We start from the raw sequence: 23,457 nt of genomic DNA, 5'->3' as shown, positions 1-23,457 counted from the left end.
ATGAGCTATCAGGTCTTAGCAAGAAAGTGGCGACCCCAGTCATTCCATGAAATGATGGGGCAGAAACATGTAAAACAGGCATTAATAAACGCCTTAAATGAGCAAAGGTTACACCACGCTTATTTGTTTACAGGTACCCGAGGTGTGGGTAAAACGACTATTGCTAGGATCTTCGCGAAAAGTCTAAATTGCGAAGAGGGCATATCATCGACACCTTGTGGTCAATGTAGCACATGTATAGAAATCGAATCAGGTAAGTTTATTGATTTGATTGAGATCGATGCTGCTTCAAGGACAAAAGTCGAGGACACAAGAGAGATCTTAGATAATGTCCAATATGCCCCCACTCGTGGACGCTATAAAGTGTACCTCATTGATGAAGTACACATGCTGTCTAAGCATAGTTTTAATGCTTTGCTTAAAACACTGGAAGAGCCCCCAGAGCACGTCAAGTTTTTATTAGCGACGACCGATCCTCAAAAGCTCCCGATTACGATTTTATCGCGCTGCCTACAGTTTAACCTTAATGCAATGGCAAAAGGACAAATTGTAGAACAGCTGGCTAAAATACTGCCGCAAGAAAGCTTTCAGTTTGAAGATGATGCGCTCAGTATTTTGGCAAAAGCTGCCGATGGCAGTATGCGTGATGCGTTGAGTTTGACTGATCAAGCTATCGCGCAAACGAATGGTAATTTGACCGTCACAGCGGTACAACAGATGCTTGGATTGATGGACAGTAGCCATGCGATGTTATTGATGAGCGCAGTGTTATGTCAAGATGGCAATGCCATGATGGCAGAAGTTGAAAATATCGCACTCAAAAATGGAAACTTTGTCAGTGTAATCGATGATTTAATCTCGCTATTACACGTTATTCAATTGACTCAGTTGGTGCCACAAGCAGCACATATAGGTCAATTTGACCAACAGCAAGTTAAAACACTTGCAGAGCAATTATCCCCTCAAACAGCACAGTTGTTATATCAACTACTTTTAAGTGGTAAAAAAGACCTGAGCTGGGCTCCAGATGCAAAACTTGGCTTTGAAATGGTGATGTTGAGATTGCTTGCTTTTGAAGGCACTGATTTTTCACAAGCGAGCATAGCGCCAGTTTCCACTTCTTCAAATCATGGAGAGGCTAAAAAGTCTAAGGCTGGTGCACTGCGCGATATACTGAATCAAAACCAAAAAAAAACAGTTCAAAACGTACCTGAATCGAATGTAGCTAATGCTTCACATGCAGCAGCGCAAGGTATGTCTCAGCCAGCACAAATGCAGTCGCAGACAGTACTAGAGCAACATGCGCCTCAGCAACCATCTATGCAGACTCCGCAGGCGGTGCCTGAGCAACATGCGCCTCAGCAACCATCTATGCAGACTCCGCAGGCGGTGCCTGAGCAACATGCGCCTCAACAACCATCTATGCAGACTCCGCAGGCGGTGCCTGAGCAACATGCGCTTCAGCAACCATCTATGCAGACTCCGCAGGCGGTGCTTGAGCAACATGCGCCTCAACAACCAGAGCCTGCTAATCCCTCTTTACTTGAGAGTGATTCTTCGCAGGTAGACTCAGGCCCATCAGAGTTTGATCAACAGTATAACGATATAATGGCTCAAGCGACTGCGCAGGGCTTTAGTGAATCGGGTTCATCAGAAGGCTTTTCAAATTCTGGCGAGATGTCATCGCCAGGCAGTGCAGAGATTGCGCCGTCGGCTAGTCAGCTTTATTCCCAAAAGCAAGGCCAAGCACAATCAGCGATAGCCAAAATCTTACAGAACAGACAAATATCTGGCGCAGGCAAGCTACTGGGCGGCACTGAAGAGCCCAAAAAGCCTGAGGCTAATCAAAGTACTTTGAATTCTCACAGAAGCGCTGTGAATAATTCGAATATGCCTGCACAAACTCAGACACAGCCTTCTTCTACGACGGCGCAGCCTCATAGTAGCGAACGATCTAATACACATACGGCGACGACCCATCGTGTACCAGTATCTCGTGCTAAAAAGCCAGAAATCACAGAGCGCTTTAAAAAAGACGAGAGTAAATTAGCGCCAGAATTACTCGAGCAGTTATCTCCTGCTCCGGCCAAAACAGATGAGCCAGAGCACGTGATTGAAATGCCGATCCCTGAGAATTTTACGAGTCCAATTAGTAGCTTGAAATTTGCTTATGAGAAAGATGATTGGGCAAACTTGATAGAGAAAATGGGATTGAGTGGTCGTGTTAGACAGTTTGCTTTGCATGCCATGTTTGAAAAGCAGGGTAATACATGTGTTTTGAAGGCTGAACAGAGCCAACAACATTTAGACTCACCTATGCTAAGGGATAAATTGCAGCAATCATTCACACTTGCTTTGAACGAGCCAGTGGAGTTGCAAATGGAGTTTGTTGAACAGGTGCAATTAACGCCATTTTTAATTCAACAAGATATTGATCAAAAACGGTATTTAGAAGCCGTTGACGCAGTAAACTCAGATCCCATAATTCAGACTATGGTGGTTGAGTTTGACGCGGTAGTAAATGAAAAATCGGTAAAGGCATTGTAATTGACAGCAATAGACTTTATCTTTGAGCCAATTAAATTATTGAAGTAAGAGAGTACACTATGTTTAAAGGTGGAATGGGCAATATCATGAAGCAAGCTCAGCAAATGCAAGAGCGCATGGAAAAAGCCCAAGAAGAAATCAAAAGCTTAGAAGTAACTGGTGAAGCAGGTGCTGGTCTTGTGAAGGTAACTATGCTTGGTAGCCACAACGTTCGCCGTGTAGAAATTGATGAAAGCCTAATGGAAGACGACAAAGACATGATCGAAGATTTACTAGCCGCTGCAGTAAACGATGCTGTTCGCCGTGTAGGTGAAGAGTCACAAAAGCGTATGTCTGACGTAACTGGCGGAATGCAAATGCCACCAGGGTTTAAAATGCCTTTCTAAATTAGAAGCGAATGAACTTCTAACTTATCTGTAGCGGCTTTTATTTGCCAATTGCAAATTATGAAGACTTCTTCTTCAAGCCGCTATATTATTCCAATGACATCAAGCAGTAAGATAGATTGGAATGCGCATCTCAAAATTTCTTTTTCCAACTAATTTTAAATACGTCCTTTATGCATCGTTGACAATGATTGTCGTGATGTTGGTCAGTTCGTTTGGAGTGCCTGTCGAAAAGCTGGGTATTATCCCTCTTAGCCAAAATCATATTACGGGTATTGTGACAGCGCCTTTTGTACATGATTCTTGGTCCCACTTAGGTGGAAACTTAGTCGGTTTAATGATTTGTGGCTACTTGGCCAGTCGGTTACCCGGTTTTAAGACGGCCAGTACAGCGATCATTTCTTTAACGGGTATACTTGTTTGGTTGTTTGCGGGTAGTGGTAACCATATCGGTGCTTCAGGCGTTGTAATGGGGTACTATGGTTTTCTAATTGGCTATGCTGTTTTTAAAAGAAACTTACTAAGTGTCATCAGTTTAATTTTATTAGCTGCGGCCACTTATTATGCAAATATAAACTTGCTTGCCACATTATTTGACTTTTCAGAAAATATTAGTAGTGAGAGTCATTTATTTGGTTTTGCCAGTGGTGTGCTTACAGCTTACTTTTTGAGGTTTAAGAGGCAAAAAAGCACTGATTCTGCAAAGCGTTCGTCTAAATAACAAACACTCATGATGATTTTTGAACGCTTGGTAGTGACTGTACTTTGATACCTTTCAATCAAGCGCGTGATGTCTTATTATCGCGTTTTAAAGATAAAAGTAACTGGTGTTTAGCGCCTAACTTGAGGATATATGCAATTATCACCTAAATTAGCGGCTTTAGTTGAAGCTCTGAGATGTTTGCCGGGGATCGGTCCAAAATCAGCTCAACGAATTGCGTTTCATTTATTAGAAAGAGACAGAGAGGGTGGTTCTCAGTTAGGTAATTGCCTTACACAAGCGATGCAAGATATTGGTCATTGTGAATCTTGTCGCACTTTTTCTGAAACACCCATTTGTGATATCTGTGATAGTGTAAAACGTCAAGATACAGGTTTATTATGTGTTGTTGAGTCTCCGACGGATGTACTAGCAATTGAGCAAACCGGTCAATATACGGGTTTGTATTTTGTATTAATGGGGCATTTATCACCTCTTGATGGCATTGGCCCGCAAGAGATTGGTTTAGATAAATTGCAACAGACTTTGCAAAAGGGAAACATAGAAGAGGTGATTTTGGCTACAAATCCAACTGTTGAAGGCGAGGCCACAGCACACTACATTGCTGAATTGTGTAATAACTCAAATGTGAAAGCTTCTCGAATTGCTCATGGTATGCCTGTTGGTGGAGAGCTTGATTTGGTTGATGGTATGACATTGATGCATGCATTTTCGGGACGTAAGATGCTGTAACCTATACTATTTTGTTTTATTAAATATAGATGCTCTTTTGTACCGTATCGTATTAAATATCGCCTTTTGGTTAGGTTTGTTTAAAAGTTGTAAAATTAAAAGTTGCAATTAGGTATAGAGAAATTTATTATCGGAGAGCTGATAGTTTTTACATCATTAGACGGCTAAAAGCTTGTTATTTTACGATATATGTTTGGTTTTGATTGACATGGAGTTATTAAACAAGTAATCAAAGAGGACACGTCTAGTTTTCTATCTTATTTAAATATATAAGGTTTTCATTGTGATAATGCTCATCGCCGCTATATTGCTTTATATTATTGTTATCGCTATATGTATTTCTGTAATAGTTAAAGGCCACAACTTAAATTTTATTGAAAGAAAAATAAAAAATGTGACCCTGGATAATAAAGATTTTGTAGATCAAGAGATTTCTGAAAAGGACTACCATCAGGCATATGAAATAGTTGATGATCTTGCCGTTGTATTGCAATGTGACAATGATATGGTTAAGTATAATGGTGTAAAGAGTGTGTTTAGACGTGTAGAAGCGTTTAGAGATCAAAAACATGACGTCATGAACAAAAATAATTCGCTTGATGATATAACTAAAGAATTACCTGATGAAAAGAAAGCCAATCTATGGGTCGTTAAATAAAATCCCTATTGTACTTTTTGAATCAAACCCTGTTTCATAAATGAAGTTTTTCATTAGATTAAAATCATTTATGTTTGTTTTGGCACAGGTTAAGTGCATCAATGCAGTCATAAACACTGGTAAAGTTTGCTCTTGAGTACTTAAAAACAAAAGTTTGCCTTTATGGATGAATTAATAAATTTAGCAGCTTGGTTCTCAATCGGGTTTGGCTGTTTTGTAGTATTTAGTTTCCTATACCTTTTTAAAGAGCGTTGGGTGCAACTTGTCTTCGCTGGCAATACAAGTTTAAAAACCAAGTCTGACCATGAACTGCATTCATGCTTCCTAACTGCGTTTGTAACTGTCGCTAGTTTTATTTTATTCCACCAATTACTGGAATTTTTGCCAAGTTTACAAATAGATAAAATGGTAAAAAGGCAAATTCTTTACTTTGTTGCTGCCAGTGGAAGTGCATCATTTATTATTGCACTAACCCTCTTGCATGCAATAAGAGAGTGCACTTTTTCTCAGGATGCCAGGTATGCCTGCTATTTATCATTTGCAGCAATGCTAATAAAAACGGTGCAGTTAGTCCTTTATGGCTATTTAGATATCGAATGGTTTTATCCTTACTACATGTTGTCTATATTAGTGCTTAGCACTGCACAAAGCTTGTTGGTCGCAAAATATCCGTTTAACTGCTTTATGCAAAGAAAGTATGCAAAGGATTACTAGTATGCCATTGTTGATTGTTATTCTATTGATACACTGCCTTGTTATTTGCTTTATTCTTGCGGCCATTATTAATGGCCACAACTTAAATCGATTTGAAGAAAAAATAAGAGCACTCTTTATTAAGCCAAATTCGGAAGAAGAGGTACCGGATGAGCTATATGACGAGGCATATGAAATTGTTATGGACCTTGGAAAGGCGTTAGAAATAGATAACGATATGACAAAACATGATGCAGTTCAGATGGCATTAAAGCGTGTTGAAGGATTTAGAGATGACTCAAAGGATTATAGTCTAAATCCACAGGAACATAGTCCACAAAAAGCAAAGTTAAAAGTTATAAAATAAACTTATTATTTGTATAAAAACGTGGATCAACTAATTTTTTTACTCTGATTGTTAGTTTGCTTATTTAAGAATGGTTCAAGGTCTCTGAGTAAAATCTTTCCACAACTTTCAAAGTTAACTTCTTTTCCTCTTTTAAACCAACCCAAGTGGCAAATGAATAATAAGCTTTCTTTAGCTGTTTTGATAAATTCGTCTTCAAAGTCTTTGTTATACGATTGGGTTACATTAGCCGAGGTCATACCTTGATTAGAAGTATCCCCATTGGGTCGTTGTTCACCAGTAATTAACCAATAAGCGTGGCCTTCTGTTAATGGGTGTGAAAAAAACTTTTCAATTACTGATAGAGTCGGCTCTCTCTCTCCCTTCTCATACTTGCGATAAGAGGCTGTAGGTATATCTAATATTTCAGAAAAACTGATTTGAGATTCCTCTAAGGAAACCCTTAGTTGTTTCAATCTTGTTGCAAAAGATGTTGACATATAACCCAATCCGATCAATTATTTACTCAGTTGACCCAGATAGCCTACATTAAATGTAACAAGTTGTCTAATTGGGTCGGGGTTAATTTTAATCATTTTTTCTGACATGCGTACTTCTACCAAACTTGCAAAAAAGCAAGTATTGTTAAGTAGCTTGTCAGTATGGTGATGTAATAATACGGATATGTTATGAGTATAATCTCTAGAAATGAACGCTCTCGCAGAGCTCAGACACAAGATGCAAAGCGCTACATCCAGATGACGATACGCAGAATGCGTCAAGACATGAACCTAACTCAAGCACAATTGGGAAAAAGTTTAGTAACACCTGTCGATCAGGCAACCATTTCTAATTGGGAATCTGGTAAAACTGAGCTGTCAGCCTCCCAGCTTTTAGATGTTATGATGCTGTTCGGTAAGCCTAATTTCTTAATGTTACTTGACCAATGTGATGTTCAGAGTAATACATTTGAAGATAAGAGAAGCGCTTAAACTCCCCTGACTCAATATGTAGTTGTGTACTGTACTTCTCTGCCAGTAAGTGCAGTACCATAAAGCGGGTGCTCCTGCCTGTTCTTTACAAAAAAAGTAATCTAAAAAAAATCTACTCCAGCCCCTTGAAATATAACGTCACAGCACAATATATCTTTTCATATTACGATTAACAGGTTTAGACCTGGGTACTAAATAGATTAGGATATAGTCGATGTCTGATATTAAAAATAAAGAAAATCATCAGTTTGGAACAGATGTAGGTAAACTATTAAACCTTATGATCCACTCTTTATACTCTAATAAAGAGATATTTTTACGTGAGTTAGTGTCTAATGCCTCTGATGCGGCTGATAAGTTGCGTTATTTGGCCCTGCAAAATGGCGATTTGTATGAAGGGGATGCTGAACTAAAAGTAAGAGTTAGTGCTGATAAAGATGCTAATACGGTTACCATTTCTGATAATGGTATCGGTATGACTCGTGATGAAGTGATCAATTCTTTAGGTACAATTGCTAAATCAGGCACAGCTGAGTTTTTCCAAAATTTAACAGGCGATCAAGCTAAAGATTCTCAGTTAATTGGTCAATTTGGTGTTGGCTTTTACTCTGCGTTTATTGTTGCCGATGAGGTTACTGTCCGTACTCGAAAAGCTGGAGAGCAGTCTGCGATTGAATGGCAATCTAAAGGTGAAGGTGAGTACAGCTTAGTCGAAATTGAAAAAGCCGAGCGTGGTACTGAAATTGTTTTGCACCTTCGTGAGGATGAAAGTGAGTTCTTAGATGAATTCCGCTTGCGTTCAATCATTACTAAGTACTCAGACCATATTTCTATTCCTGTTGAAATGTTTAAAGCGCCAGTACCTGAGTCAGAAGGTCCTGACGGTGAAAAAATTGAAGCGCAACCAGGTGAGTGGGAAGCGATTAACAAAGCGACAGCACTTTGGACGCGTGACAAGTCAGAAGTATCTGAAGAAGAATACAAAGAGTTTTATAAACACGTTGGTCATGACTGGGAAGAGCCTTTAACTTGGGCTCACAATAAAGTAGAAGGTAAGACTGAGTACACAAGCTTACTTTACATCCCTAAAAAAGCGCCTTTTGATCTTTGGAATAGAGATCGTCAAACAGGTCTAAAATTGTATGTTCAGCGTGTCTTTATTATGGATGACGCTGAGCAGTTCATGCCAAGTTACTTAAGATTTGTAAAAGGTCTGCTTGATTCTAACGATTTACCGCTTAATGTATCTCGTGAAATTTTACAGGACAATAAGATCACCCAAGCTATCCGCAAAGGCTGTACATCTCGTGTGCTTAAAATGCTAGACAGAATGGGCAAGAACAAAGTTGATGAATATCAGACCTTCTGGAATGAGTTTGGTCAGGTTATCAAAGAAGGCCCAGCTGAAGATGCAGCAAACAAAGAGGCTATTGCAAAATTACTTCGCTTTAGTTCAACACATACGGATGAGAGTACACAAAATGTATCTTTAGCGCAGTACATTGAACGTATGCAAGAAGGTCAAGATAAGATCTATTATGTTGTTGCAGATAGCTTTGCTACTGCTAAGAGCTCTCCGCATCTTGAGATCTTCCGTAAGAAAGGCATTGAAGTTCTTCTTATGTCAGATCGTGTTGATGAATGGATGATGGGACACTTGACAGAGTTTGATGGAAAGCAATTCCAGTCTATCACACGCGGTGATTTAGATTTAGGTAACCTAGAAGATGAAGAATCTAAAAAAGCGCAAGAGGAGAGTGAAAAAGAAGTTGCGGGTCTTGTTGAGCGTATTACTGAGTCACTAGGTGATAAAGTAAAAGAAGTTCGATTTACACATCGTCTGACAGACTCTCCAGCGTGTGTGGTTGTCGATGATCATGATATGAGTTCTCAGATGCAGAAGTTAATGGAATCAATCGGTCAATCTGCTCCAGAGAGCAAGCCTATCTTCGAACTTAACCCAGAACATCAATTGGTTAAGCATTTGAATGATGAGCAAGATGAAGATAAATTTGCACAGTGGTCTGAAGTACTTCTTGACCAAGCACTGCTTGCAGAGCGTGGCAGCCTAAAAGATCCGGTTGGGTTTGTAACGCGCTTGAACAAATTAATGCTAGATCTTAGTAAATAGCAGACAAAGAGATGATTGTTTAAAGCATGATTTTAGTTGAAATAGTGCTTTTAAATTACAGGGGCTAGTTAGCCCCAATAGATCAAAATAAAAGAGCCAGCATTTGCTGGCTCTTTTATTTTGCATTTAAAACGCTTGAACTAGAGTGCTTTCAACGTGTCTATCACTTCTTCGTAATTTGGTTCAGAAGCGAGATTACTGATCAGTTGCTTGTATTTTACTTTGTGCTTTTTATCGAGGATAAATACGGCTCTGCTTAATAAGCCCATATCTTTAATCAATAGACCATATTGCTCCCCGAAGTTGCGCCATACAGCATCAGAAAGCGTTTGGACTTTATCGACACCTTCTTGCTTACAAAAGCGTTTTTGAGCAAAAGGCAAATCGGTGCTTATTGTGAGCATTGCAATATTTGGATAGTCACTTGCAACTTTTTCATTAAAGTACTTAGTTTGTAGACTGCAAATGCCAGTATCTAAGCTTGGTACTACACTGATTAATACGGCTTGTCCTTCAAATTGAGAAAGCGCAACTGGCGTAAAGTCAGCATTGACGACTTTAAAATTAGGCGCTTGATCACCAATTTCTACACCAGAACCAAGCAAGGTTACAGGTTTGCCGCCAGCGGTGACCTTACCCTTATCAAGTTGGTTCTCATCAAGGGATGCACTGGCAGAAAAGCAGCTCAGTGCGAATATGGTTGTAGTAATAAAGGGGACTTTACGCATAACGTATTCCTTTTTAAATTTTTCGCAATTCACGACAGTGTATTATACTGATTTTATATAACCAAGCTTTGGTAGTAATTTGGATTGTAAATTAATCATGCATTGATTAACATATTTAATCTGAACACTGCTGTTTGATAACTATAATTAGAATTTTGGGTAGTGCACCCAATAGATAGAGAGCTTTTATGTCTACACCTGTCCTAATCTGTGATGATTCCAAACTTGCAAGAAGGCAGCTCGCGCGTTCTTTACCTGACGATTGGGACATCAAAGTAGAATTTGCAGAACATGGATTGGATTGTATTGAAAAGATTAAACAAATCTCGCCTGAAATATTATTTTTAGACCTCAATATGCCACATATGGACGGGTATGAAGTACTGCAAGCAATTCAAGAGCAAGATTTAAATGTATTGACTGTTGTGGTATCCGGAGATATTCAACCTAACGCCCATCAGCGAGTCATGGAACTCGGTGCCATAGACTTTATTAGAAAGCCTTGCGATGCTAAAAAGTTGGAAGAAATAATCACACAGCATGGTATTAAAGATAAGGCGATCCGAGAAAGTTTAGTACATAAACTAGGCGAGCAAGTTGAGCCTGAGTTGCGTGACATTTACCAAGAAATTGCGAATGTCGCGATGGGGCAGGCTGGTGATTTACTTGCAAGATTACTTAATGTGTTTGTTGAACTGCCAATACCTAATGTAAACGTTCTTGAGGTCAATGAACTGCACATGGCATTGCAAGCCATAGATGCCAACGCTTCTACATCCGGCGTTTGCCAAGGGTTTATTGGCGGAGGAGTTTCAGGAGAGGCACTGCTGCTGTTAAATGACTCTAGTTTCAAAGAAATTGCATCTTTGATGAAATATGACGGGAAGTTAAACCAGAAAGTTGAGCTGGAATTACTAATGGATATTAGTAATATCTTGATCGGTGCCATTCTGACGGGATTATCTAAGCAATTAGACATGCCTTTTAGCCAAGGGCACCCCGTTGTTCTTGGTCAGCACTGTGAAGTATCTGAGTTGGTTAAAGCCAACAAATCAAGGTGGCAGAGGACATTGGCAATAGAAATTAGCTACGGAATTGAACACCATAATATTAACTGCGATTTGATGTTGTTGTTCACAGAAGACTCTCTGAAGACGTTGAGATACAAAGTCGCATACTTATTAGAAGATTAGAATTATGCCTGCATCTGATTTTGATATGAATGAAATCCATTGGTTAATGGATATGTTTAACACGGTAGATGTTGGGTTAGTTGTTTTAGACAGAGACTATCGAGTGTGTGTTTGGAACGGCTTTATGGAAAACCACTCTGGTCTATTGCCCAGTGCTGTAAAAGACAAAGATGTCTTTGATTTATTTCCCAGTATTGATGAGTCTTGGTTTCGCGGAAAAGCCGAGCCTGTATTTGTGCTGAAAAACCGCTCATTTACTATTTGGGAGCAGCAACCTTATATCTTCAAGTTTAAAAATTATCGGCCAATAACAGGCAAAGCCGAGTATATGTATCAAAATGCGACATTTATCCCTCTTACTACTTTGACAGGGGAAGTGGGGCATATTTGCGTGATTCTGTACGATGTTACTGACGAAGCGATGAATAAGCTTGAGTTAGAAAAAGCAAATAAGACATTAGAAGAGATGAGCCGTACAGATGCTCTGACGAAGTTATCCAATCGAGGATATTGGGAAGAGTGCTCAAGAACTGAATTCAAGCGTTTAAAGCGTAATCACGGCACAAGCTGTCTGCTTATGTTTGATATCGACTTTTTTAAAAAAATTAACGATGCATACGGTCACAGTGGCGGTGATGAGGCGATACGGCATATTTCTGATCTGTTGAAAAAGACATTACGTGAAACAGATGTTGCTGGTAGGTATGGCGGCGAGGAATTTGCGGTGACACTTGTCGATACTGATGCTGATGGCGCATTGATTTTTGCAGAGCGACTTCGTAGCATGATAGAAAACTCTGTCATTTATTATGATAGTAAAGAAATTAAGTTGACTGTGAGCTTGGGTATTGCTTGTTATGATGAGGCTTTTGAAAAGCATGAGCAATGGATTGAAGCAACGGATATTGCATTGTATCAGTCAAAGGAGACTGGTAGAAATAAAGTCACCGTGTATGACCCGAGCATGTCACAGTAGTTAAATATTTTAAACATCATATCTCAGTTAATATTTAACGAGCTTGCGTCGTAGTTTTTATTCCAAAGAGCTACGACGGTCGATAAACTTCCTATATTCATAGGTATGATACTCACTCTGTCCTTACTTTATTTTTTGCTTACAAGGAAGCTATCCTCTAAGGCGACCCTCATCTAACATCTTTAAAAGTTTTAAGTTTAGCGCTGCTTTTTGGGGGGCTGTACACGACTATATGAATGGCATCATATGGGGAGTTTTTAGAGAAGTGCTTTATAAGCTTGTTGTAAGTGGACTTACAATACAGTTGTATTGAATAATCTGTATCGTAAGCCCGTTTTGATTTAATCGCTGTCAGTGCTTGCTGGTGGGCATTGACCAAGCGTATTAATACTGCCATCATCTTCTACTTGTTCAAGCCTAACCTCAAAGCCCCAGAGTCTATATAGGTGCTTGAGCACTTCTATTTTCGATTCTGCTAACGGGATTTTATCTTGAGGGACATATCTTAACGTTAAAGACCTGTCGCCGCGAACATCTACTTTGTACACTTGAATATTCGGCTCGTTATTACTGAGGTTATAATGCGCAGATAGACTATTTCTTACTTTCTGATAGCCAGGCTCATCATGGATTGCCCTCACCTCTAAGTGAGGAGATGACTCTTTGTCCAATATCGTAAATAATTTGAAGTCACGAATGATTTTCGGTGATAAAAACTGGCTAACGAAACTTTCGTCTTTAAAGTTTTCCATCGCAAAATGAAGTGTGTCTAGCCAGTCTTTACCTGCAAATTCAGGAAACCACTCTTTGTCTTCTGCAGTTGGATTTTCGCAAATGCGTCTGATGTCAACCATCATATTGAAGCCAAGTGCATAAGGGTTTATACCCGAATAAAACTTACTATTGTAGGGCGGTTGATAGACGACATTGGTGTGGCTTTGCAAAAACTCCAACATAAACGCATCACTTAACTTACCTTCGTCATATAAATGGTTAAGAATGGTGTAATGCCAAAAAGTAGCCCAGCCTTCATTCATGACTTGCGTTTGTCTTTGTGGGTAAAAGTATTGTGAGATCTTTCTTACGATCCTAATGATCTCTCGCTGCCAAGATTCAAGTAAAGGTGCATTTTTCTCTATGAAGTACAGTATATTTTCTTGAGGCTCAGAGGGGAACTGAGGTAAATCTTCGGTATCCTCTTGCTTGCTTTTTGGAATTGTTTTCCATAGCTCATTAACCTGGGATTGCAGATAATCTTCACGTTCTTTTTGCCGCTTTTGCTCTTCAAACAAAGAAATCTGCTGTGGGCGTTTGTACCTATCAACACCATAATTCATTAATGCATGACATGAATCTAGTAAATTTTCGACTTCCTCAATGCCATACTTTTGCTCACACTCTGCGACGTAGTTTTTGGCAAATACTAAATAGTCAATTATTGAAGAGGCATCAGTCCAAGTTTTAAATAGATAGTTGCCTTTGAAAAAAGAGTTGTGGCCATAGCAAGCATGCGCCATCACCAATGCCTGCATTGGCATGGTGTTTTCTTCCATCAAATATGCGATACAGGGATCGGAATTAATGACAATTTCATACGCAAGCCCCATTTGGCCACGCTTGTAATTTTGCTCAGTTTGAATGAACTTTTTGCCATAAGACCAATGTGCGTAACCGATTGGCATACCTACGCTGGAGTAGGCATCCATCATCTGCTCCGCAGTAATTACTTCGATTTGATTAGGGTAGGTATCAAGTCGATAGTGCTCTGCAACACGAGCAATCTCGGCTTGATATACTTCCAATCTTTCAAAAGTCCAATCTGGACCATCATTCAAAGGGTTATAGGTCATTAGCGCTTCCCCTCCTGTTTATGCTGCACCTTGCTGTTTTTGGCGGTTCTTTTTAAAGAGCTCTCTAAAGATAGGGTAGATATCTTCCACGGAGCGTATGTGCTGCATAGCAAAATTGTTGTAGGCTGCAGATAACCCTTGATACTCTCTCCAAAGGCTCTGATGTGCTCTTGTTGTTATCTCGATGTAGGCGTAATAACGCACTACTTTAAGGAGCTTATTTGCAAGAATATCAGTACAGTGAGGAGAGTCATCTGCCCAATTGTCCCCATCAGATGCTTGTGCTGCATAAATGTTCCAATCACCTTGGGAATACCTCTCAGCGACGATTTCATCCATTAATTTTAATGCGCTGGATACTATGGTGCCGCCTGTTTCCTGAGAGTAAAAGAACTCTTGCTCGTCCACTTCTTTTGCTTGTGTATGGTGACGAATATACACAACCTCAATGTCTTTGTAGGTTCGAGTCAAGAACTGATAAAGCAAAATATAAAAACGCTTTGCCATGTCTTTAGTTGCTTGGTCCATTGAGCCTGATACATCCATCAAACAAAACATAACGGCTTTGCTGGTGGGATGTGGACGTTTTTCATAGTTTCTAAATCTGAGATCGTAATTATCTATGAATGGCACAGCGGCAATGCGCCTTCTCAAGGTCTCTATCTCTGCTTCAAGCGTCTCTATTTTATGCTGTGGTGGCACCGGCTCAGCCAATAATGCTTCAAGCTCTTTTTCGAGCTCCTTTAGCTTGTTACGCTTACTGGCTGTCATCGCTATTCGTCTTGCGATAGAGCCTTTTAACGAGCGAACAATATCTAGATTACTGGGCATGCCATCGTTGCAAAACCCAGCTCTGTGCGTTTTCATTTGTACCAGTTTATCAAGCTGACTCTTTTGTAAGTTGGGTAACTCCAAATCTTCAAATAACAGGTCAAGATATTCATCTTTAGAAATTGAAAAGACAAAATCATCTTGTCCCTCACCTTGATCACTGGCATTGCCCTCTCCAGCACCTCCCCCTTGGCCGGAGGGAGGGCGCTGTATCTTGTCGCCAGTACTAAACTGATCGTTACCAGGGTGTATATGCTCACGGTTTCCACCTTTACCTTGATGGAACACAGGTTCACTAATATCACGTTGCGGTATCGATATACTCTCGCCGCTACTAATATCTGTCACACTACGTTTATTAATAGCATCTGACACTGCTTCTTTAATTTGCTTTTTATAGCGTCTAATGAAGCGTTGCCTATTTGGCGTACTTTTATTTTTACCGTTCAATCTTCGATCGATGAAATGTGCCATTGACCACCCTCCAATCGCTAGATTACTGTGACTTCCGAACTCTTAAATACCATTCAGAAAGCAAACGTACTTGCTTCTGGGTGTATCCTTTCTCCATCATCCGGTTAACAAAGTCCTCATGCTTTTTCTGATCTTCTGCCGATGTTTTGGCATTGAAGGAAATAACAGGCAGCAAGTCCTCTGTGTTTGAGAACATTTTCTTCTCAATGACTGTTCTAAGTTTTTCGTAGCTCGTCCATACAGGGTTATCGCCATTATGGTGTGCTCGTGCTCTTAGGACAAAGTTGACGATTTCATTTCGGAAGTCTTTCGGATTTGAAATACCTGCCGGTTTTTCAATTTTCTCAAGTTCTGCGTTAAGAGCTGCTCTATCGAAAAGTTGACCAGTATCAGGGTCCCGGTATTCTTGGTCTTGGATCCAAAAGTCTGCATATGTGACATAGCGGTCAAAAATATTTTGGCCATACTCAGAATATGACTCAAGATATGCGGTTTGCAATTCTTTCCCAATAAACTCAACGTATTGCGGGATTAAGTAGCCTTTAAGGTGACTCAAATATCGCTCTTGTACTTCTGCGCTAAATTGTTCTCGCTCAATCTGCTGCTCTAGCACATAGAATAAATGCACTGGGTTGGCGGCGACTTCTGCGTGATCAAAGTTAAACACGCGAGATAAAATCTTAAATGCAAAGCGTGTAGAGAGGCCATTCATACCTTCATCAACACCTGCATAGTCACGATATTCTTGATAAGACTTCGCTTTCGGATCGGTATCTTTTAAGCTCTCGCCATCGTAGACGCGCATTTTTGAGTAAATACTAGAGTTTTCTGGCTCTTTAATGCGTGACAATGATGAAAACTTAGCCAGCGTTTCTAATGTGCCTGGGGCGCACTGAGCTTCTTTAAGTTCACTGTTTTCAAGCAGTTTTTTATAAATCTTCACTTCTTCAGACACTCTCAGACAATAAGGTACTTTTACGATAAATACCCTGTCTAAAAATGCTTCATTGTTTTTGTTATTTTTAAAGGTCTGCCACTCAGATTCGTTAGAGTGCGCGAGAATAATGCCATTAAATGGTAATGCGGATATGCCCTCAGTACCGTTGTAGTTACCTTCTTGTGTTGCAGTTAATAGTGGGTGTAGCACTTTGATAGGTGCTTTGAACATCTCAACAAATTCCATTAGGCCTTGGTTGGCTAAACATAGCGCCCCAGAATAGGCATAAGCATCTGGATCATTTTGGGCAAAATGTTCAAGCTTGCGGATGTCCACTTTACCTACCAATGCAGAAATATCCTGATTATTTTCATCACCTGGTTCTGTTTTGGCAATCGCAACTTGGTCAAGTATTGAAGGATAACGCTTGACAACTTTGAACTTACTGATGTCGCCGTTGTATTCGTGTAACCGCTTGGTAGCCCAAGGAGACATGACCGTTTTAAGGTAACGTTTCGAAATGCCGTATTCTTTTTCTAGTAACTCACCATCCTCTTGAGGGTTGAATAAGCTCAAGGGATGATCGTTAACAGGTGAATCTTTAATTGCGTAAACAGGCACCTGTTGCATTAAATACTTTAGCTTTTCAGCGATAGATGATTTACCACCACCGACGGGCCCGAGCAAATACAACACTTGTTTGCACTCTTCTAAGCCTTGAGCGGCGTGTTTTAAGTATGAAACGATTTGTTCAATGGCATCCTCCATGCCATAAAATTCGTTAAAAGCGGGATAACGTGCTATCACACGGTTTGAAAAGAGTCGACTCAGTCTTGCATCTGTTGACGTGTCGATCATTTCTGGCTCACCGATCGCCATGAGCAACCGTTCAGGCGCACTGGCGTAAGCTGCCTTATCCTCTTTACAGATCTCAAGAAATTCAGCAATTGTGAATTCTTCTTCTTTTGCTGCTTCGTATCGGGATTGGTAATGCTCAAATATTGTCATATCAAACTCCAATAACCTGTTAAATAAAATGCGTGGGCTAAAATGCTAGGCGTACTTAAAGCTTAGTCAGGTTCTGGGATATTTGCTTAAAAAATATGAGAATTTAATGTGATAGAGGTTTTTGATGAGGGGTAAAAAAGGCGCTTACGCGCCTTGTTTATTGCTTAAATTGGTACAGTTATACTGTTGTAATTAAGCTAGATTTTGGTTAGCAAAATCCCAGTTTACAAGTGACCAGAAACCTTTTAGGTACTCTGGGCGAACATTGCGGTAATCGATATAGTAAGCATGCTCCCAAAGGTCAACAGTAATAAGTGGTGTTACACCATCTTGTGTCAACGGAGTTTCTGCATTTGATGTATTAATGATGTCCAAAGAACCATCAGCTAGTTGAACTAACCAAGTCCAGCTTGAGCCGAAGTTATTTACTGCTTTGTCGTTGAAAGCGTCTTGGAATGCCGCAAATGAGCCCCATTTTGCGTCAATCAGTTCTGCTACTTTACCTTTAGCTTCGCCACCACCATTTGGTGCAAGGCTGTGCCAGTAGAAAGTGTGGTTCCAGATTTGTGCTGCATTATTAAAAACGCCGCCTTCAGAGCTAACAATAACTTCTTCTAGAGTTTTGTTTGCAAAGTCAGTACCTTCTACTAGGCCATTCAGCTTAACAACGTAAGTGTTGTGGTGTTTGCCATGGTGGAATTCTAAAGTTTCTTTAGAAATATGTGGCTCTAATGCATCGATAGCATAAGGAAGTGACGGTAGTTCAAAAGCCATTTTAATCTCCATTTTTATGTTGGATACTCTAAACAGTTAAAAAAGATGCCATTGCTAGGGCACTTTTAAGTACGTTTTAGTGCTATATAGTGATACTATAATTCCTGAGTATTTTACTCAAGTTTTGGTAAACAGCAATGCCCGAGGCCAAGACTTGTAGTGTGAATTTTTCGTATGCGTTAATTTTGAGCAAAATGTTGCATGCGAACAGTTAATATCGTCATTTGAGGTATATATGGAAACCATTGATAAGATCAAACAGCAAATTGCAGAAAACCCAATTCTTCTATATATGAAGGGATCTCCTAAGTTACCTAACTGTGGTTTTTCTTCTCAAGCTTCACAGGCGTTGATGGCATGTGGAGAGCAATTTGCGTATGTAGATATCCTTTTAAACCCAGATATCCGTGCAGAGTTACCACATTACGCAAACTGGCCAACATTCCCACAGCTTTGGGTAGAAGGCGAGTTAATCGGTGGCTGTGACATCATCATTGAAATGTTCCAAAAAGGCGAACTTCAACCACTGATCACTGAGACAGCTGCTAAATATAAAGAAGAAGCCGCAGAGTAATCATGCCGCTATAATTCTGAAGAGCCCGAATTTATTTCGGGCTTTTTTGTGTCCGTAGTATTTACTTTCCACTCTCTAAACTCAATCAACCCGTGTTTACCTCCCTATATATGTTGAAGAAATATCAAATATTGCTTTAGTGAATATTTATTCATTACCGGGTTTCTTTACGTTTACGTAAACTGTTCTTTTTTCTTTCCTTTAAATCAAAAGTTTAACATTTGATACCGGTGTCAATTCTTTTTGAGGAACTAAAAAAGCCCGTTTAGTGCATTATATTAAATTTTGGTTACGTTATGGGGTCGTTGAAAAATATTCAACGTAGTGAATATTTATTCGATATCTTGTTGACTCACTTTGATTTCAGCGCTAATTTTGAATATCTGCCAGTAAATCGTCGAAGTCATTCAAGCTGGCAGGTGTAGCAAGGGGAGGGGTCTATGTTATACGACTCGGCATTAGAAAAAGATAACTGCGGGTTTGGTCTGATTGCACATACACAAGGCCAAGCAAGCCATAAATTAATACGTACAGCGATCACGGGTCTTGATCGTATGCAGCACCGAGGTGGGATAGCTGCAGATGGTAAAACAGGTGATGGTTGCGGTTTACTGTTGCAAAAGCCAGATAGCTTTTTTCGCGCTATAGCAGCCGAAAATGAATGGCGGTTAGGCAAAAACTATGCAGTTGGTATGGTTTTCCTAAATGCTGATGATGCGTTGGCACAGTCTGCTAAACGCATTATTAATGAAGAATTAGAAAAAGAAACGCTGAGTATAGTCGGTTGGCGAGTGGTGCCTACTCAACCTGATATGTTGGGACCAATTGCTAAGTCACAATTACCGCAATTTGAACAAGTGTTTGTCAGTGCGCCTGAAGGCTGGCGACCAAAAGATTTAGAGCGCCGCTTATATGTTGCAAGGCGGCGAATTGAAAAGCGCATTACATCGGATGAGCAGTTTTATATTGCGAGTCTTTCTGGCCTTGTCACTGTGTATAAAGGGCTGATGATGCCCGCGGATTTACCAAACTTCTATTTAGATTTGGCAGATCTGCGTATGACCAGTGCCATATGTGTTTTTCACCAACGATTTTCAACAAATACTCAGCCTAAGTGGCCACTAGCACAACCATTTCGTTATTTGGCACATAATGGTGAGATTAACACCATCATGGGTAACCGGCAGTGGGCACGTGCTCGCGCGTATAAATTCTCATCGCCTCTATTACCAGATCTGCAACTGGCTGCGCCCTTTGTCAATGAAGCCGGTTCTGATTCATCCAGCTTAGATAATATTTTAGAGCTATTTTTAGCGGGTGGAATGGATATTTTCCGTGCTATGCGTATGTTAGTGCCGCCTGCTTGGCAAAAAAATCGCGCCATGGATGATGACCTTCGTGCATTTTATGATTTTAATTCAATGCACATGGAACCTTGGGATGGACCTGCAGGTATCGTGATGTCAGATGGCCGCTTCGCCGCATGTAATCTTGACAGAAATGGTTTGCGTCCTGCGCGCTATGTGATTACACAAGATGGTTTTATCACAGTCGCGTCAGAGATTGGGATCTGGGACTATGAAGCTGATGAGGTGGTTGAAAAAGGTCGAGTAGGGCCTGGTGAGCTGCTGGTTGTTGATACGCTTCATGGTAAAATTTGGCAATCTTCAGAAATTGATCAAGATCTTAAAGCAAGACATCCATACAGAGCTTGGCTCGAACAAAATGTTCAGCGCTTAACACCATTTGAGCAGCTCGATGAGAAAGATGCTGGGCAAAGAGACTTTTCTGAGGAAACATTACTGACCTATCAAAAGCAATTTGGTTACAGTAATGAAGAAGTCGAACAAGTGATAAGCGTAATGGGTGCGAATGGTCAAGAGGCTACTGGTTCAATGGGAGATGACACGCCATTTGCTGTGCTCTCGCAAGGGACTCGCTCAATTTATGATTATTTTAGACAAAAGTTTGCGCAAGTAACTAACCCGCCAATTGATCCATTACGTGAAAATCACGTGATGTCATTGGCAACATGCATCGGTCGTGAGCAAAACGTATTTAATGAGACCACAGGTCATGCGAAGCGATTGCAGTTTGATTCACCCATATTGACGTATTCAGATATCAAGCAACTAACTGAAGCAGATGACGCTCACTATCAAGTTGGCAAAGTAAATCTTAATTATGCACCAGATGAAGGCTTGCAAAATGCCATTGTGCGAGTGTGTGATGAGGCTCATCAAAAAGCTGCCAGTGGCTGTGTGATGATTGTGGTGAGCGACAGAGATATTGCTAAAGGCCAGTTGCCAATACCCGCGGCTATGGCGGTAGGTGCCATTCAACAGCGTTTAGTGAATGAAAACCTGCGCTGCGACTCTAACATTATTGTAGAGACGGGTAGTGCGCGTGATCCGCATCAATTTGCTGTACTACTCGGTTTTGGTGCCACAGCAATTTACCCTTACTTGGCCTACGAAACGCTCGTTTCTCTATGTGACAAAGGTGTGATTAAAAAATCATATCGAGATGTGACACTTGCTTATCGCAACGCTATAAACAAAGGCCTGTATAAAATCATGTCGAAAATGGGTATTAGCACCATTGCGTCATATCGTTGCTCTATGTTGTTTGAAGCTGTGGGTCTTGCTGATGATGTTGTGGATCTGTGCTTTAAGGGAGTGGTAAGCCGTATAAAAGGCGCAGACTTTAGTGATTTTGAAGCTGAGAGCAAACTATTAAACCAATTGGCGTTTAGTAAACGTAAACTATTAAGTCATGGTGGGTTACTTAAATTTGTCCACGGTGGCGAATACCATGCTTACAATCCTGACGTTGTGCAATCATTACAAGCAGCTGTTAAGTCAGGGAAATACGAAGACTATCTAAAATATGCAGATATTGTTAATAATCGTCCAGTCACTAATTTAAGAGATTTATTGAAATTAAAACCAGCACATAACGCGGTTTCAATTGAAGATGTGGAGCCTGCAGAGGCTTTGTATAAGCGATTTGACTCTGCCGCGATGAGTATTGGCGCGCTTTCTCCAGAAGCGCACGAGGCGCTGGCAATAGCGATGAACCGTTTAGGTGGTTTTTCAAATTCAGGAGAAGGTGGCGAGGATAAACTACGATTTGGTAATGAGAAAAACTCTCGCATCAAACAAGTTGCCTCAGGCCGATTTGGCGTTACCCCCCACTATTTGCAAAGTGCTGATGTGATCCAGATAAAAGTCGCGCAGGGTGCAAAACCAGGTGAGGGTGGGCAATTACCGGGTGAAAAAGTCACGCCATATATAGCAAAACTCAGGTACTCAGTACCAGGTGTCACTTTGATTTCACCTCCCCCGCATCATGATATTTATTCCATCGAAGATTTAGCTCAGCTTATTTTTGATTTGAAGCAAGTTAATCCTAAGGCGATGATCTCGGTGAAGTTAGTATCAGAACCAGGTGTCGGCACCATCGCAACAGGCGTAGCTAAAGCGTATGCTGATCTGATCACTATCGCAGGTTATGACGGTGGTACAGGTGCAAGTCCTCTTACTTCGGTTAAATATGCGGGTTGTCCGTGGGAGCTAGGTCTTGCAGAAACGCAGCAGGCACTGGTAGAAAACGGTCTACGTCACCGGATCCGTTTGCAGACTGATGGGGGATTAAAAACGGGCTTAGACATCATCAAAGCCGCTATTTTAGGTGCAGAGAGTTTTGGTTTTGGTACTGGTCCTATGGTTGCACTAGGTTGTAAGTACTTACGTATCTGTCACTTAAATAATTGTGCCACAGGTGTTGCAACACAAGATGATACTTTGCGTCAGCGTCATTATCATGGCTTACCAGAGATGGCGATGAATTACTTCAAGTTTATTGCACAAGAAGCGCGAGAATTAATGGCTACCTTAGGTGTGACTAAACTAACGGACTTAATTGGTCGCACTGACTTGCTGGAAGTACTTGAAGGCAAGACGAGTAAGCAGCAAAAGCTGGATTTATCGCCAATTTTGGCCAAGCCGAATAACCCAAGTAATCAAACCTTGTACTGTAGTGCTGAAAATACCTCGCACTATCGAGGTGAGTTAAATGAATCTTTGCTCAATAAGGCACAGCAAGCCATCGACGACAAGAGTGGGACATCGCTAGTCAGCCGGATTAGGAACACAGATCGATCAGTAGGCGCGATGCTGTCAGGCTATATTGCTAACTTATACGGAAATCAGGGAATGGCAGCAGATCCAGTGGCAATTGAGCTACACGGTACTGCTGGTCAATCATTCGGTGTGTGGAATGCCGGTGGTTTGGAGTTAACCCTTGTTGGTGATGCAAATGATTATGTTGGCAAGGGCATGGCAGGTGGAAAGTTAGTGATTAGGCCACCACTTGGCTCTAGTTTCAAGTCTCATCAAGCGACGATTGCTGGAAATACCTGTTTATATGGTGCAACGGGCGGAAAGTTATTTGCTGCTGGAAAAGTCGGTGAGCGCTTCGGTGTACGTAATTCTGGTGTACACGCTGTCGTTGAGGGTTTAGGCGATAACGGCTGCGAGTATATGACAGGTGGCGTAGTGTGTGTGCTTGGCCAAATTGGCGTGAACTTTGGTGCCGGTATGACAGGTGGCTTTGCCTACGTTTTAGACGAAGAAAACGATATGGATAAACGCTTTAATCCAGAATTGGTAGAGGTATTAACGTTAGATAACTTGCCTTCTCATCAAGAGCATTTAAGAGGCATGATTGCTGAGCATTTGGAGTGCACAGGCTCAGATAGAGCTGAGCAAGTACTTGCTAACTTTGAATTATATGTTCCTATGTTTAAGTTAGTGAAACCTAAGTCAAGTGATGTAAAGAGCTTACTTGGACATCGAGCGCGCAGCAGTGCGGAACTTAGAGTACAGGCGCAGTAAAGGAGGAG

The 23,457-nt window shown here is 40.7% G+C and carries 19 protein-coding genes; 13 read left to right on the top strand and 6 right to left on the bottom strand.

The genetic code is table 11. The features are described 5' to 3' along the window. From dnaX to N477_RS20265, 7 genes are all read left to right on the top strand, one after another. On the top strand, positions 1-2,547 hold the full coding sequence (dnaX, locus tag N477_RS20295) for a DNA polymerase III subunit gamma/tau (protein ID WP_063362004.1): 2,547 nt from the start codon (positions 1-3) through the stop codon (positions 2,545-2,547). A 59-nt stretch (positions 2,548-2,606) separates the two neighbouring features. After that, positions 2,607-2,933: a YbaB/EbfC family nucleoid-associated protein gene (locus N477_RS20290; RefSeq protein ID WP_046356395.1), complete on the top strand. Its 327-nt coding sequence runs from the start codon at positions 2,607-2,609 to the stop codon at positions 2,931-2,933. A 124-nt stretch (positions 2,934-3,057) separates the two neighbouring features. Beyond that, positions 3,058-3,654 (top strand): rhomboid family intramembrane serine protease, encoded by a 597-nt coding sequence (locus tag N477_RS20285; protein ID WP_063362003.1) that lies wholly within the window; start codon positions 3,058-3,060, stop codon positions 3,652-3,654. Between the two features lie 132 nt (positions 3,655-3,786). Further along, positions 3,787-4,386, top strand: coding sequence for a recombination mediator RecR (gene recR, locus N477_RS20280; RefSeq protein ID WP_063362002.1), 600 nt, complete (start codon positions 3,787-3,789; stop codon positions 4,384-4,386). Positions 4,387-4,669: 283 nt separating this feature from the next. Continuing rightward, on the top strand, positions 4,670-5,044 hold the full coding sequence (locus tag N477_RS20275) for a hypothetical protein (protein ID WP_063362001.1): 375 nt from the start codon (positions 4,670-4,672) through the stop codon (positions 5,042-5,044). A gap of 162 nt (positions 5,045-5,206) precedes the next feature. Beyond that, positions 5,207-5,758: a hypothetical protein gene (locus N477_RS20270; RefSeq protein WP_063362000.1), complete on the top strand. Its 552-nt coding sequence runs from the start codon at positions 5,207-5,209 to the stop codon at positions 5,756-5,758. A 1-nt stretch (position 5,759) separates the two neighbouring features. Continuing rightward, positions 5,760-6,104: a hypothetical protein gene (locus N477_RS20265; RefSeq protein WP_063361999.1), complete on the top strand. Its 345-nt coding sequence runs from the start codon at positions 5,760-5,762 to the stop codon at positions 6,102-6,104. A gap of 26 nt (positions 6,105-6,130) precedes the next feature. On the opposite strand, the gene N477_RS20260 is transcribed toward N477_RS20265, so the two are convergent. Next, positions 6,131-6,583: a helix-turn-helix domain-containing protein gene (locus N477_RS20260; RefSeq protein WP_063361998.1), complete on the bottom strand. Its 453-nt coding sequence runs from the start codon at positions 6,581-6,583 to the stop codon at positions 6,131-6,133. Positions 6,584-6,772: 189 nt separating this feature from the next. On the opposite strand from N477_RS20260, the gene N477_RS20255 reads away from it, so the two are divergent. Together N477_RS20255 and htpG are read left to right on the top strand one after the other, a co-directional pair. Next, positions 6,773-7,075 carry a helix-turn-helix domain-containing protein gene (locus N477_RS20255; protein ID WP_063361997.1) on the top strand — a complete coding sequence of 101 codons (303 nt, stop codon included), beginning with the start codon at positions 6,773-6,775 and terminating at the stop codon, positions 7,073-7,075. A 214-nt stretch (positions 7,076-7,289) separates the two neighbouring features. After that, positions 7,290-9,206 carry a molecular chaperone HtpG gene (gene htpG / locus N477_RS20250; RefSeq protein ID WP_063361996.1) on the top strand — a complete coding sequence of 639 codons (1,917 nt, stop codon included), beginning with the start codon at positions 7,290-7,292 and terminating at the stop codon, positions 9,204-9,206. A gap of 140 nt (positions 9,207-9,346) precedes the next feature. Here the strand turns inward: htpG and tpx are convergent, their stop codons facing one another. Continuing rightward, positions 9,347-9,934 carry a thiol peroxidase gene (tpx, locus tag N477_RS20245; RefSeq protein WP_063361995.1) on the bottom strand — a complete coding sequence of 196 codons (588 nt, stop codon included), beginning with the start codon at positions 9,932-9,934 and terminating at the stop codon, positions 9,347-9,349. 188 nt (positions 9,935-10,122) lie between these two features. Between tpx and N477_RS20240 the strand changes: the two genes are divergently transcribed. Together N477_RS20240 and N477_RS20235 are read left to right on the top strand one after the other, a co-directional pair. Next, on the top strand, positions 10,123-11,127 hold the full coding sequence (locus N477_RS20240; RefSeq protein WP_063361994.1) for a response regulator: 1,005 nt from the start codon (positions 10,123-10,125) through the stop codon (positions 11,125-11,127). 4 nt (positions 11,128-11,131) lie between these two features. After that, positions 11,132-12,103, top strand: a complete 972-nt coding sequence (locus N477_RS20235) for a sensor domain-containing diguanylate cyclase (protein ID WP_063361993.1) — start codon at positions 11,132-11,134, stop codon at positions 12,101-12,103. A gap of 341 nt (positions 12,104-12,444) precedes the next feature. On the opposite strand, the gene N477_RS20230 is transcribed toward N477_RS20235, so the two are convergent. The 4 genes from N477_RS20230 to N477_RS20215 form a co-directional block, all read right to left on the bottom strand. After that, entirely contained in the window at positions 12,445-13,953 is a 1,509-nt protein-coding gene (locus tag N477_RS20230; RefSeq protein ID WP_063361992.1) for a SpoVR family protein, read from the bottom strand. Positions 13,954-13,971: 18 nt separating this feature from the next. Then, on the bottom strand, positions 13,972-15,258 hold the full coding sequence (locus tag N477_RS20225; protein ID WP_063361991.1) for a YeaH/YhbH family protein: 1,287 nt from the start codon (positions 15,256-15,258) through the stop codon (positions 13,972-13,974). Between the two features lie 22 nt (positions 15,259-15,280). Further along, positions 15,281-17,203, bottom strand: a complete 1,923-nt coding sequence (locus tag N477_RS20220; RefSeq protein ID WP_063361990.1) for a PrkA family serine protein kinase — start codon at positions 17,201-17,203, stop codon at positions 15,281-15,283. 192 nt (positions 17,204-17,395) lie between these two features. Then, positions 17,396-17,977 (bottom strand): Fe-Mn family superoxide dismutase, encoded by a 582-nt coding sequence (locus N477_RS20215; RefSeq protein ID WP_063361989.1) that lies wholly within the window; start codon positions 17,975-17,977, stop codon positions 17,396-17,398. Between the two features lie 235 nt (positions 17,978-18,212). Here N477_RS20215 and N477_RS20210 point away from each other — a divergent pair, with 235 nt between their 5' ends. Together N477_RS20210 and gltB are read left to right on the top strand one after the other, a co-directional pair. After that, on the top strand, positions 18,213-18,551 hold the full coding sequence (locus N477_RS20210) for a Grx4 family monothiol glutaredoxin (protein ID WP_023402222.1): 339 nt from the start codon (positions 18,213-18,215) through the stop codon (positions 18,549-18,551). A gap of 440 nt (positions 18,552-18,991) precedes the next feature. Continuing rightward, entirely contained in the window at positions 18,992-23,449 is a 4,458-nt protein-coding gene (gltB, locus tag N477_RS20205) for a glutamate synthase large subunit (RefSeq protein WP_063361988.1), read from the top strand. The last annotated feature ends 8 nt before the right edge of the window (positions 23,450-23,457 follow it).

Source organism: Pseudoalteromonas luteoviolacea H33-S, assembly GCF_001625695.1.
In the GTDB taxonomy this organism is placed as follows: Bacteria; Pseudomonadota; Gammaproteobacteria; order Enterobacterales; family Alteromonadaceae; genus Pseudoalteromonas; species Pseudoalteromonas luteoviolacea_B.
This window is presented reverse-complemented; position numbering and strand designations above follow the sequence as displayed.